This is a genomic window from Streptomyces sp. NPDC036822 (genome assembly GCF_055609145.1).
Window position 1 is genome coordinate 1 of the sequence record NZ_JBVJPY010000028.1, and the last position, 11586, is coordinate 11586.

Consider the following 11586-nt stretch of genomic DNA (forward strand, 5'->3'; position numbering starts at 1 on the left):
CAGGCCCTGGACCGGTCCCAGCCCGTCCTGCCGATGATGCCCGGCGTCCCCGAACGACGCAGCCACGACTACATCCGCGCCGGCACCACCACCCTCTTCGCCGCCCTCGAAGTCGCCACAGGCAAGGTCATCGGATCGCTGCACCGCCGCCACCGGGCTGTCGAGTTCAAGAAGTTCCTGGGCAAGCTCGACAAGGAAGTCCCGGCCGACCTCCAGGTCCACCTGATCCTGGACAACTACGCAACGCACAAGACACCCGACATCAAGAAGTGGCTGCTAGCCCACCCGCGGTTCCACCTGCACTTCACACCCACCAGTGCGTCGTGGCTGAACCTGGTCGAGCGGTGGTTCGCCGAGCTCACGCAGAAGAAGCTCAGGCGCGGCGTCCACCGCTCCGTCCAATCCCTCGAACGCGACATCCGGTCATGGCTGGCCGACTGGAACAACCAACCCAGGCCCTTCGTCTGGACAAAGACCGCCGACGAAATCCTCGACAAAATCGCCGCCTACTGCCACCGAATCTCTGACTCAGGTCACTAGACGGCAGGGCGGCGGTCGGACGGAGAACCGTCCGAAGGGGTGGGCTTCTTCGCGTATCAGCTGATACCGGGCCGAGCCGCCGATAGCGCCGGAGCACTTGACGTCATTGTTGCCGAACCCGACGCATTGGCCATCAGCCTCTGCAGCCACTCCTCGGCCCGCCCCCATATGGCGCAGCGCTGGTGTGCGAGCTGCTTGAGCCGCCCATAACGTCATTTCCGACTCATCCGTCACCGAAGGAGTAGACATGGGTATCAAGGACGCCAAGGGTAAGGCCAAGGAAATGGTCGGCAAGGTCACCAGCAACGAGCGCCTTGAAGCCGAAGGCAGGACAGACCAGGTCAAGAGCAAGGCCAATGAAGCCGCCGAGCAGGTCGGGGCGAGGTTGGAAGGCGTACGCGATTCCCTGCGTGACCACAAGCAGTAATCACGCCCTCATGCGGCAGGTCTGCCGTAACGAGCCTCGTCCCCGGCAGCTGCAATGCCGGGGACAAGGCTATGTCGTTCATTTACTGTGCTCAGAAATCCAGGCCGAGGTAATCGATATCGTTGATTTCCACGTCCGACAGACCTGAAGCGCGGCCGCCGCCGTCCTGGGAACACATATCCCTCGATCCTTCGGCGATAAGTCCAGGCATCTGCTGGTCACCGGCTCCAGCGTCGCGGGCGTCGAACAAGCGGTGCGCGTACGCCGCAGGGAGGCGCACGGCGAGCCGGCGGAAGCGTCCGCGTCGGCCGTGCCGGCCTGTGCGGTGCAGCCGAACCGCGCCCTGGTCGTCACGGTGACTCCACCCGTGATGGCGGCCTGACGCAGCCGGCACTTGCCCACCATCAGCTGCCACCGCTGCCATACCGCGTCGTTGATCTTCGCGGCGACGTCACCCGGCTCCAGTCCCTGGCTGACGCGAAAGGCGAATCGTCTGGGACCTGAGCGTCGACTCCACGGTCTGCCGCACCCACCAGCATGCGGCTGGGACCCGTCAAAAGGGGTCCCGGCAGGCGAGCAGGACGACCATGCCCTCGGACGCTCCCGCGGCGGGGGGACCACGTGGCCGACAGCCGATGCCGGCCCCTCGCATTCGTCCCCACGGCCGTAGCGGTCAGGGGCCGGCGTCCCGATTCCCATCCGGCGATGGTGTCGGACGAGACGCGGAACTCTTCAGCCAGCTCCTCCTGCGTGCACCCGAGTTGCTCTCGGATGAGCCGGAAGACGTACCCGGACACCACGCCTCCGCGCGCTCGAGGCCGGGATCCCTGACCGTCGGTCGGAGTTGTACGCGAGTGGCCGCCCATGGGCCCCCCTCTACGCGCCAACCAGGTCCCGCGTTCCCGTCCCTGCGGCCCCTTCTGGCAGCGGTCTGCGGTTTCTACCGTCGTAGTGCAGTGCTGACAGGGCATCTCAGCGTAGTAGGAAGAGCGGCGTCGTGGACGCTAGTGAGCTGACCCCGCAGGGTCTGGATGACTCGGACGTGAGGAAGCGGCTGTTCGCCGATATCCGGCTCCCGGTGACCGAGGAAGAGGAGACCCCGTCACGACCAGGCAACGACTCCGTCGTCGAGATGGACTTCGGCGCGGCGCTCACTCGGATGGCCGGGGTCGAAGAGGAGCACGTCGAGGTGGCCATCGAGAGGCACATCGCCCGGGCGCCCTCCCCCTGGCCCGACTCACGGACCGTCTGCTGACCAGCTGCGCGACCGCCGCCGCCGGCGTCGAGCAGATCCTGGAGAGCGAGCCCAGCTTGCGCGGCCGGGTAGCGCTGGAGACCTGGCAGCAGCTGAAGGCGGCCGGCCCCGAAGACGGGCCGCTCGGGCCCTGGTCCTTAGACGTCGCTTCTTATGACGTGATCGTTCGTTGAGTGGGGCATGACAAGCCTGGTTGAGCGGCTGGTGCCGGACGAGTCGTGGGTGCTGTTCCGGCGGGTGGTGCCGCCGACTGAGGTGAAGCGTCCGCACGGCGGGGGCCGGCGCCGGGCCGGTGACCGTGAGGCTATGGCCGCGATCATCTTCGTGGCGACGTCGGGCTGCACCTGGCCACAGCTGCCGCCGGTATTCGGACCGGCCTGGCCCACGGTCTACCGGCCCGGCTCTATCGGGTGGTGCTCGACGAACTTGGTGCCCGGGGCGAGCTTGACTGGTCGCGGTGCGCGATCGACTCGGTCAGTGTCCGGGCTGCAAGAGAGGGCCTTTGACGGGACCGAATCCGACCGATCGCGGCAAGCTGGGATCGAAGATTCACCTGATCACCGACCGCAACGGACTCCCCCTGCCCCTGGGTATCTCCGGTGCGAACATGCACGACAGCCAGGGCGTTGAGCCGCTCGTGCGGCGCATCCCGCCCATCCGCTCCCGACGAGGCCCACGCCGCCGACGCCCGGCGAAACTGCACGACGACTACGACCACCTGCGCCGATGGCTCCGCGCGCGGGGAATCCGCCACCGCATCGCCCGCAAGGGCGTCGAGTCCTCACAACGGCTCGGCCGCCACCGATGGGTAGTCGAGAGAACCGTGTCCTGGCTGGCCGGCTGCCGACGGCTCCGCCGCCGCTACGAACGCAAGGCCGAACACTTCCTCGCATTCGTTGGGACTGCCGCAGCCCTCATCGGCTACCGCCGACCGAGTTGAACCCGCTCGGCCCAACTACGCGCCACAAGTCATTCGGCCTGACCTAAGAGGTCATCTCATTTGGCAGGGTCGGTAGGCTGCGGGCTGTGGTGGGGATTGTTGAACGGCTGGTGCCGGACGAGCTGTGGGAGCTTTTCCAGCGAGTGGTGCCGGAGGCTCCATCGCGACCTCAGGGCGGTGGCCGGCGTCGGCATGGTGACCGAGAGGTGCTGGCCGCGATCGTGTTCGTGGCAACGTCCGGCTGCACGTGGCAGCAGCTGCCGTCCGCGTCGTTCGGGCCGTCAGGAGCGACAGCCCACCGGCGCTTCTCCGAGTGGACGAAGGCCCGAGTGTGGGCCAAGCTCTACCGCCTGGTCCTCGACGAACTCGGCTCACGAGGCGAGCTGGACTGGTCCCGCTGTGCGATCGACTCGGTGAACATGCGGGCCTTGAAAAGGGGGACCTGACAGGCCCGAATCCTGTGGACCGGGGCAAGTACGGGTCGAAGATCCATCTGATCACCGAGCGGACCGGTCTGCCCATCTCTGTCGGAATCTCGGCGGCGAACCTGCACGACAGCCAGGCCCTGATCCCGCTGGTGAAGGGCATACCGCCGATCCGGTCCCGCCGCGGACGCAGGCGACGCAAGCCGGGCAAGCTTCACGGCGACAAGGGCTACGACTACTCCCACCTGCGGCAATGGTTACGCGAGCGAGGCATCACCCACCGCATCGCCCGCAGGGGCGTCGAGTCCTCGCAGCGGCTGGGCCACCACCGCTGGACCATCGAACGCACTATGTCCTGGCTCGCCGGCTGTCGGCGACTCCACCGGCGCTACGAACGCAAGGCCGACCACTTCCTCGCCTTCACCAGCATCGCCTGCACCCTCATCTGCTACCGCAGACTCACCACCTGATTCGTTGAAGCCCTGCCAGGCGAACGGATTCGCGTTATGAGCCCTCGACAGGCAGTCTCGCAACGAACTCTGAAAGATCGGATGCTCGGGGCGGCGCCTGCCCATGCAGGAACCGCTGGTAGTGGTCGGCAACGAGACGACGCAGGTCGGCCTCGGCCGATTCATCACCACTGAGCTCAAGAGTGACCTGATGCGGCTCACCCGTCATGCGCAACGGTCTGGCCAAGGCGTCGAATCCACAGGCGTACTCGTCGGGCATCTCCCACCATGCCTCGGCGGACGCTCGGTCCTGAAGGACGTACATGTAATGGTCGTCATCGAAGAGAATCACAGGGCCTATCGGTGTAGTCACTCGTGGAGTATGGCCCAACCTGCAGGTCAGATACGCACCACAGCAAGCCCGAGCTCTACTCTCACGCACCAAATGAGATGACGTCTAAAGCGGCCGATAGGTCTGGTACTTGCCTTCCAGCGGCGTGGCCGCCGCATCAGCCACGTCCGTCCGCGGACCTGCCACACACCTCTCCAAGAATGCGTGGACCCGCTCTCCTGGCCATCCGGCTGCTGCTGCCGCAGCCCAGAAGCGCAGTCCATCGTGAGAGTGCAGTGGTGCAAGAAAGTCGAGGATGTAATCGACGGTCTCCGGCTCCGGCACCGCGCGCAGCATGGCGACAGCGCGGAGGGCTCCGTCGGCAAGCATGGGTGTTCCGCTGCACAGGGACCGAGATTCCCTCTTCCGCGCCGCGCAGCCGCACGATCGAGTCACCAAGGGCGACATACACCATGGTGGCTTCCAGGGGCCGCTGAGCCAGATCGCTCAGGAACGGGACCGCTGGCCGGTGATCACACGCTCCCAGCGCCATGACCATCTGGTACTGAGTTTCCCATGTCCGCAGGTCGAGCACCTCGCGTTGGAGAGCCAGCAACAGTGCCGGTCCGGCAGCCTCGACAGCGAGTTTGCGCAGTCGTTTCGCGGCCGCACGGCGCTTCGCCGAGGACCTGTCGTCAAGCTGAATAACCGCCTCGTCCAACGTCAACACCGCGTACGCCTCCCCATGAGGTCCGCTCAAGTGCAACGCTACGTGCTTCGACTGACGCTGAACGGCGTGCAATGGCTTCGGGCGCCCGATATGAAACGACGTCTTATGCCAGACACCTCGCCCTGGTCGCCCGCGACATGCTGCACGCCATCCGGGACCACCGGGCGGGCCGCGGCGCGTTCGTGAGCCGTCCCGGTCTGCCGCTGCTCGCTCCGGAGCCGTCGTCACCGGCTGGCAGCGCCACGCCGGGTATTGCGTGGTCATCCTCGGCGTGCTCATCGTGCTCGCCGTCGCGTTCGACCCATGACTCCTGCCCGATCGGGCGAAGCGTCCGCGACGGCCACCCCAGCTGGAGCGGAAGGCAACCCCACAAGGAGAGCAGATGACCATCGCCGACATACTCTCCGAGGTCACAGATGACGGTTTCTCCCTCATGCTGGCCCACGCGGTGCCTGGCGACTGGTGTTCCGTCGTACCGGATGCGGACGGTGTGGCCAGGGTGCGCAGCCGTACTGGTCCGGGCGTTCTTGCCAGGCGGCTCGGACTGCCGCCTGGCAACACCCCATCCGGACTGCGTCCCCTGGCGGGGGACGAAATCGCCGGGCCCTTCCCAGACCGGCCGCGGCCGATGCTCTGCCCGAACACGCCCAGCCCAGGCCTGGACCGCCCCGGATTCCGGCGACATAGCCGCCCGCATGGTCGACCCGGATTCACCGTCCGCCGGCTCATATCGGGCCCAGGACCTCGCTGGGTGTAGCTGGCAGCTCGAGGGTCTCGAGCACAGTGAGCAGCTGCCGCTCCTCGTAGCGGAAGTGATTCTCCATGATCGCGGCGATGCCTTCGAGGTGCTGGTCAAGCTCCTCGGGGGGCGCAGCCCGCTCGATCGCGGTACGAAGGCCGTTGATCAGGTAGGCGATCATCGAATGATCCTGCTGTAGGGAGCGCAGTACCGGGCGCAGCTCGGGGTGTGCAGCTGCGATGGCCGGGAAAAGGTTGCGGTCCTCGCCCTGATGGTGGCCGTCGAGAGCTGCGCAGAAGCCGTGGCAGTACAGCAACAGTTCGCGCGTGGCAGCCTCACCGGGAGTGCCGTCGGCAAGGGAGGCACGGGTTACGGACAACGCTTCCCGTAGTCGGTGGTGCACTTGACGGAGTTCTTGGCTCCAGGCGACGAGCCTGGTCGTCTCGCGCTCAGTCACGCGAGAGCGAAGGGTGCGACGAGTACATCGTCGGCCTCCTTCGGTCCGGCGCCTCCATGCCTGACACGGTCTGCCACCGGCACGCGACGCTTCCCACACGGTACAGCACGAGGGCGCAGGGCCTACCGCTCAAGGTGAACTGTCCGCTCCTACCGAAAGATCAGCTACTCCGGCCGCCCGGCCTCGTAGAGCTGAGGTTCCGGAGGGAAAGTGCGGGAGGGGGCTGCGTACGCCAGCCGGCCGGCGGCGCCCAGGCGGGGTCAGGTCCGGCACCGCCGGCCGCGACAGGTCCACCGTCTTCTCCTCGTGATGGTGAGCGCGGAGGGCTCCTCGCCCGCCCGGCGGGCAGCAGGTCATCCTCGCTGCCCGCCGTTGTTCCTGCGGCCGCCGCCGGTGCTCTACGGCAGTGATGGGGCTTCTTCGGGCTTTCTGGCAGCCGCTCGGATGGGCCCTTCCTCCGCTGCGAGGAAGAGCACGGCGATCACCAGCAGTGCCGTGCCGGCCAGCGCGCTCGCGTTCAGTCGTTCGCCCATCACCGCGATGCCGATGGCCGCGGCGGTGAGCGGTTCGAACAGCGCCACCACGGAAGCTGTTGTCGCCCGCACGACGCTGAGGCTCGCGAAGAAGAGGCTGTACGCCAACGCCGTCGGTACAGCTCCCAGATACAGCATCAGCCCCAGCGTCACGCCTGGACGATCCATGTGCGGCACGATGCCTTCCAGCAGTGCCATGGGCAGAAGGCAGACAGTGCCCACCGCGAAGCCGGTCACCGTTGATGCAAAGGGGTCACTGGTGTGCTTTCGACCCGCAGCGCGTCCGAGCAGGGTGACGCCCGCGTAGCCGGCGGCGGACACCAGCGCGTATCCGATGCCCAGGGCGGGGCTTGAGCCAGCGCTGTCATCGGCCCCTCCCATGAGCAGTACGAGGCCGACAACGCCGCATGCGACGGCAGCGACCCCAGCGGCGCCGATGCGCTCGCCCAGGAAAATCCGGGCTCCGAGGGTGATCAGCACAGGCCCCGCGCCGAGCGTTACCACCGTGGCCAACGTCAGCCCCGCCTGTTGCACGGAAGCGAAGTAGGCGGTCTGGTAAACGGCCAGCCCGCAGCCTGTCGTCACCATCCGCCCCTTGTTCGCGGCGAACATCGTGCGCAGCGACCCAGCTGTCCCCCGCCGCCCCGAGCGTCGGACGCAGTGAGCGGCAAGAAGCAAACCCAGCCCAACGACGAACCGCCAGAAGGAAACGGCTACCGGGCCGATGCCGCCGGATTCATACAGCCAGGCGGCCGCGGCTCCGCCCGTACCCCATGCCGTGGCCGCTATAGCGACGTAGAGGACACCCTGCCGGACTGGCAAGGCAGAAGAGGACTGCACCTGATATCTCCTCGATCGATTGCCAACACGATGTACGCGTGGGCAACCCACCCGGCCCCTCCACAAAGGTGACCGGGTCGAACTGCCCGCCTAAGCGGCGGGCGGAGGAGTGAGAAACAGCTGCATGACCTCAACTTACCCTGCCGTGCGCACACGTCGCAGTCGGTTTTCCACCCACCGAAGCCGGCTCGCAGCAGGCGCTCATCCAGTCGGGGATGGGCGCGGTCGTCACCGTCGGCACGAGGTCGCACCGACCTCGCTCTTGTTTGCGTCTCTGGGTCGCGACCCGCTTGTGAGGCCCGGCAGCGACGAGGGTTGACCCTCGGACCTCGACGGCGGGCCCGCCGTGTGTGTCCTGCCTGGGGTGGTGAGGCAGAATCGCATGACTCCTGGGCTCCCGGGCTCCCGGGCTCCTGGGCTCCTGGGCTCCTGGGCTCCTGGGCTCCTGGGCTCCTGGGCAAAGCTACTGGCGCAGCAGAGGAGACGTGTCCTGAGCGATCCGTACCCCGGCCGGGACACCTCCATGATCGATTGGTGGTCCGCACGCTCCCACACGATTCGCGACTGCTGAGCCAACGCCTGAGCGGTCGTACGCAGACGCACCCGGCCCTCCCCCACGCCCCGTTGAGCATCAGTCACTGACAACGGCGGAATCTTCGGACCGGGGTCGACTCAGCATCCGAGAGCGGGTCTCACATCACGAAATGGCTCGCGGACCGGGCTCGGTCCCACATGCCTGGGATTTGCTCGCCGGGACGCTGCTGTTCGCCGTGCAGGGCGTTGAGTACCACCAGACATCCAGTGAGCGCCGGCACGACCCACTGCGCGCAGGTCAGCTGCCGCCGGGCCTTGTCGAGGTCGATGGGGTGTTCCCGCGCCTTCTGCGCGTCCTGCGGGTCGGAGGAGGAGGCCAGTTCGACCTTCTTGCCCAGGACGCGGGCGTAGGCGGTGGCGGCCAAGGCCGCGGCGGTGACGACGGTCTTGGCCGTGGTGGAGGCGGCTACGCCCTGCTGGGTGGCGACGCGGGGGGCGTTCACGGCCAGCAGACCGCCGCCACCGAACAGGTGCGCGCCGAGCGCGACGGCGTTGACGGGTGTCCACTTCGCCCAGCCGGCGGACGCAATCCGGTCCGTGGTCGCCGCCGTGCCGCCTTCGTCCTTGGCTGCGCCGTTGAGTCCGATCGCGCCCATCAGCGAGCCGCCGAACCAGACGGCCAGGCCCACATCGTGCAGGCTGCGAATGAAGGTGTGGCGTTCGGACATGACAGTGCTCCTCGGAGAGGGGATGGGTGTCACCGACAGACGTACGCACCCACCTTCGTCGGCCCCCGTCGCCACCGCCATCACGGTGATCCGAACGAGGGTCCTCGAGGTTCCCCACGCCTGAAGGCGGTACGTAAGCGGGATGGACTGCCCCGTGAAGGTGGCCCCAGCCGACATCCTCGCCACTTTGGCCGTTGCCGTGTCCCGGCGGCGGGTCCGTACGCGGTCGCTGCGCCGGTGAGTGGCCAGGACACGATGTTCTCGTGGCGCCATGCGAATGGTCAGGAGTCGCCTGTTACAGATCTTCGTACGCCTGGACGCAGCCACCGGAGCGCGTCCCGCTGCCGCGCCAAGAGGAGCTGCATGACCTGCTCGGCCGAGGCAGTAACCCGCTCTGCCCGTGGATAATCGGCCCTTCTCGGGTGGACGCCCCGGTGTGCACCGGCAAGGTCTGCGGCTTAGCTTCGCAGTGCGATCCCGTGTGCCGTCCGGCCGCGGCGCGTCCAGGCGGGCGGGAGGACATCCCCATGGCAGTCGTGATGACCTTTTCCCGGCCCGAGATCACACCCGACGTGTACGACGCGGTGCGCCAAAGGGGGCGCTGGGAAGAGGACGCACCGGACGGGTGCGTGTTGCACGCCGCCTGGTTCGTCGACGGCGGCCTCAACGTGATGGACATCTGGGAGTCGCAAGATCACTTCAACCGGTTCATCGAGCTAGGGTCGCCCCCGTACTCAAGGGTGAACTGGGCGTGCAGAGCGAAGCGAGCGATCCCGAGCCGACGTTCCACCCCCTGTACCGGCGCTTCGTCGCCCCTGGCGTCAGCGGCGCCAGCTCCTGACGTACGTCTTGCGCGCCAGGGGCCGCGGCAGCGATGCCTCGCCGCCTTCGCCCCGCATGTCGCGCCGCAGGGCCCCCAAGACTCTGAGGGTTCAGCGGTGCGCCTACCTTACAAAGTCCGTCGAGGAGAAGGCCGAGACCCAAGGCGAACTCTGGTCGAGGGTGACTGCAGTGAGGCTTTCGCCCGGGGCGGCGATAGCCGGGGCAAGGCGGCCGTAGACATCGGCGAGGGGCGGGCCGTCGGCGAGTGCGGACAGCGACTCCGACGGGCCGTCATCGCCGCCGCCGGTCACGCGGACGATCCCGCTGCTTCCGGGGCGCAGCAGCCCCGCCCCGGTGTCTCGCCCTCTCGTTCGGCGGCCTGACGCTTCGGCGCCGTACAGAACGACTCCGCCCGCACCCGCCTGGCCCTCCGCCGGCCGTACGCGCCAGTGGGGCGCGGTGGCATCCGGTGGCCCGCGTCATGCCCGGCCCACGCCGGCGCTCGGCTCAGCCACATGATCACCAGACAGCCACTGGCTTCGGCTGCGCATCATCGACATCAGCAGCCCATGGATCTCGCCGTCGGCAGCGACCACGAGCCCACGACCCCCCTCGCCAATCGGGGCACCGTCGACCCCCGTGACAACGCAACCAGCCGCCCGGCACAAAGCGATACCGGCCGCGAAGTGCACGCTCCTGGAAAGGTCGCCGCCATCGGTGACATACGCGGCGCGCTTGCCGGCAGCGACCCAGGCCATCGCCAGAGTCGTGGATACGACGCGCGGCTGAAACCGTTCGACGAACTCAGGGTGGGCCAGCAGATCCACGGCCCGGAATCCGGGCGCACTGGGGAAGGGCGGATCCAGGTTGACGTCCACCAATCGGCTATCGGGTGTGGGCACCAGTAGTCGCTCGGCCCCGTCGTGTTGCACCCACGCGGTCTCCCCGTCGGTGAAGAAGACCTCTCCGCTGAACGGGTCGGCCACCGCGGCCGCCCCATCGCGCAGCGCCACGTTGACGGCCACCAGCATGTTGCCGACGGCGTAGTTCAGTGTGCCGCACAGAGGATCCACCAACCACTGCCGCACAGCGCCGGTAGTGCCCTGCTGCCCGCCTTCCTCTCCGAGTACCGCGTCATCAGGCCGTGCGGCACGGATGACGCCGAGGATGGCCATCTCGGCCTCCACATCGGCGGCGGTGGCAAAGTCCCCGGCACCCTTGTCGATGCGGTCGAGCCGCTGGCCGTACATGTCGCGGACCACGCCGGCGCCGGCCCGCGCCCCGGCTATCGCGACCGCAGCATCGTCAAAGCTCGCATACGAGGTGATCACGCCGTGCAGACTATCGAGGTGTACGGGTGGATGAACTCGCTTTGCCCGTGGGTCGGTTGCACTGGCGTCACGCAAGAAGACCGACCGGTCCGGCCCCGCCGCGAGGGTGACTCCCGCAGACCGATCACGGCCCGATATGCGCCCTGCGATCAGCCGAGACCACGATGGGCGGCCCACAGCGCCCCGGCACGGCTGGCGGCGTCGGAGACCAGAGTCGCCAGTTCGGGGTTATCGGGGACGGGGAATGAGACATATGCACCCCGACCACCACCGACTGGTCTGCCATAGGCCTTCACGGCGAGGTGACCGTCCCGGAGGAGCCGGACGTTGAGCGTGGTCAGTGTGAACGCTTCACCGCGTCGAGTGTCCGTCCAGCGGAGCGCCTGCGGGATCGTGACATTGATCGCCAGAGCGCTTACTTCCAGATCGCTGCTCATGGACGGATGATCTCACGCGGTGCGCCGCGGGCGGCCGCCACCGGCCTGTGCAGCAGGCGGTTCGATCA

At 67.5% G+C, this 11586-nt stretch carries 10 protein-coding genes and 4 pseudogenes; 6 read left to right on the forward strand and 8 right to left on the reverse strand.

Going from position 1 to position 11586, the window contains the following annotated elements; all coding sequences use genetic code 11:
- Together ACZ68P_RS33900 and ACZ68P_RS33905 are read left to right on the forward strand one after the other, a co-directional pair.
- On the forward strand, positions 1–540 hold a 540-nt coding region (locus tag ACZ68P_RS33900), incomplete at its 5' end, for an IS630 family transposase (RefSeq protein WP_471012980.1).
- Positions 541–787: 247 nt separating this feature from the next.
- Positions 788–967, forward strand: a complete 180-nt coding sequence (locus ACZ68P_RS33905; protein ID WP_471012982.1) for a CsbD family protein — start codon at positions 788–790, stop codon at positions 965–967.
- 91 nt (positions 968–1058) lie between these two features.
- On the opposite strand, the pseudogene tpg reads toward ACZ68P_RS33905, so the two are convergent.
- Positions 1059–1420: pseudogene (gene tpg, locus ACZ68P_RS33910) on the reverse strand (telomere-protecting terminal protein Tpg); the annotation flags it as partial.
- 41 nt (positions 1421–1461) lie between these two features.
- Here tpg and ACZ68P_RS33915 point away from each other — a divergent pair.
- Positions 1462–1589 (forward strand): annotated as a pseudogene (locus ACZ68P_RS33915) (IS5 family transposase); the annotation flags it as partial.
- A 7-nt stretch (positions 1590–1596) separates the two neighbouring features.
- Here the strand turns inward: ACZ68P_RS33915 and ACZ68P_RS33920 are convergent.
- Positions 1597–1833 (reverse strand): annotated as a pseudogene (locus ACZ68P_RS33920) (helix-turn-helix domain-containing protein); the annotation flags it as partial.
- Positions 1834–1964: 131 nt separating this feature from the next.
- On the opposite strand from ACZ68P_RS33920, the gene ACZ68P_RS33925 reads away from it, so the two are divergent.
- The 3 genes and pseudogenes from ACZ68P_RS33925 (at position 1965) to ACZ68P_RS33935 (ending at position 4057) form a co-directional block, all read left to right on the forward strand.
- Positions 1965–2222: a hypothetical protein gene (locus ACZ68P_RS33925; protein ID WP_471012983.1), complete on the forward strand. Its 258-nt coding sequence runs from the start codon at positions 1965–1967 to the stop codon at positions 2220–2222.
- Between the two features lie 180 nt (positions 2223–2402).
- A pseudogene (locus ACZ68P_RS33930) lies at positions 2403–3162 on the forward strand (IS5 family transposase).
- A 95-nt stretch (positions 3163–3257) separates the two neighbouring features.
- Positions 3258–4057, forward strand: a protein-coding gene (locus ACZ68P_RS33935) for an IS5 family transposase (RefSeq protein ID WP_471013031.1) whose coding sequence is annotated in 2 segments (ribosomal slippage) — positions 3258–3597 and positions 3597–4057 — 801 coding nt in all. Because the reading frame shifts where the segments join, the coding sequence is not laid out codon by codon here.
- A gap of 34 nt (positions 4058–4091) precedes the next feature.
- On the opposite strand, the gene ACZ68P_RS33940 is transcribed toward ACZ68P_RS33935, so the two are convergent.
- The 6 genes from ACZ68P_RS33940 to ACZ68P_RS33965 all read right to left on the reverse strand — a co-directional run bounded on the left by ACZ68P_RS33940 (position 4092) and on the right by ACZ68P_RS33965 (position 11518).
- Positions 4092–4388 (reverse strand): hypothetical protein, encoded by a 297-nt coding sequence (locus tag ACZ68P_RS33940; RefSeq protein ID WP_471012984.1) that lies wholly within the window; start codon positions 4386–4388, stop codon positions 4092–4094.
- 1434 nt (positions 4389–5822) lie between these two features.
- On the reverse strand, positions 5823–6293 hold the full coding sequence (locus ACZ68P_RS33945; RefSeq protein WP_471012985.1) for a hemerythrin domain-containing protein: 471 nt from the start codon (positions 6291–6293) through the stop codon (positions 5823–5825).
- A gap of 398 nt (positions 6294–6691) precedes the next feature.
- Complete coding sequence (locus ACZ68P_RS33950; protein WP_471012987.1) at positions 6692–7717, reverse strand: DMT family transporter; 1026 nt, start codon at positions 7715–7717, stop codon at positions 6692–6694.
- Positions 7718–8358: 641 nt separating this feature from the next.
- The gene (locus ACZ68P_RS33955) at positions 8359–8928 is read right to left on the reverse strand and encodes a hypothetical protein (protein WP_471012988.1); all 570 of its coding nucleotides are present in this window, start codon (positions 8926–8928) and stop codon (positions 8359–8361) included.
- A 1301-nt stretch (positions 8929–10229) separates the two neighbouring features.
- Entirely contained in the window at positions 10230–11081 is an 852-nt protein-coding gene (locus ACZ68P_RS33960) for an inositol monophosphatase family protein (protein ID WP_471012989.1), read from the reverse strand.
- Positions 11082–11230: 149 nt separating this feature from the next.
- Positions 11231–11518 (reverse strand): hypothetical protein, encoded by a 288-nt coding sequence (locus ACZ68P_RS33965; protein WP_471012990.1) that lies wholly within the window; start codon positions 11516–11518, stop codon positions 11231–11233.
- Positions 11519–11586: the final 68 nt, after the last annotated feature.